Annotated in this window: 1 protein-coding gene; it reads left to right on the top strand. The window is 67.7% G+C overall.

Annotated features, from left to right (window positions below; all coding sequences use genetic code 11):
• The coding region (locus I8N67_RS42000) for a transposase (RefSeq protein ID WP_200309680.1) at positions 1–434 on the top strand (434 nt) is incomplete at both ends.

The following is a 434-nucleotide window of genomic DNA, read 5'->3' as shown; positions in this document are numbered from 1 at the left end:
GAAGCCGATCGCCTTTCGTCCCGAGGGCGCGCAGCCCTACGACGACCGGATGCTGTCCTGGCAGACCGGCGAACGCACGGTCTCCATCTGGACCCTGTCGGGCCGGATGAAGAACGTGGCGTTCACCGCATCCCCCGAGCACCTGGCCCGTCTCGCCCTGTACCGCAAGGGCGAGTCGGATCTGCTGTACCGGGACGGCATGTGGTTCCTGAACGCCACCTGCGAGGTCCCCGAGGCCGAACCCGACAGCGACCCCGCCGAGTTCCTCGGGATCGATCTGGGGATCGTGAACATCGCCACCACCAGTGATGGCGAGATCATGGCCGGGCGCCACCTCAACCGGGGCCGCCTGCGTGAACGCACCCTGCGCACCAAGCTCCAGAAGAAGAACACCCCGTCCGCCAAGCGCCGGCTGAAGAAGCGGCGCCGCAAGG

Source organism: Streptomyces adelaidensis (assembly GCF_016598475.1).
Taxonomy (GTDB): Bacteria; Actinomycetota; Actinomycetes; order Streptomycetales; family Streptomycetaceae; genus Streptomyces; species Streptomyces adelaidensis.
The sequence above is the reverse complement of the archived record's forward strand: the minus strand, read 5'-3'. Positions and strand labels throughout refer to the sequence as shown.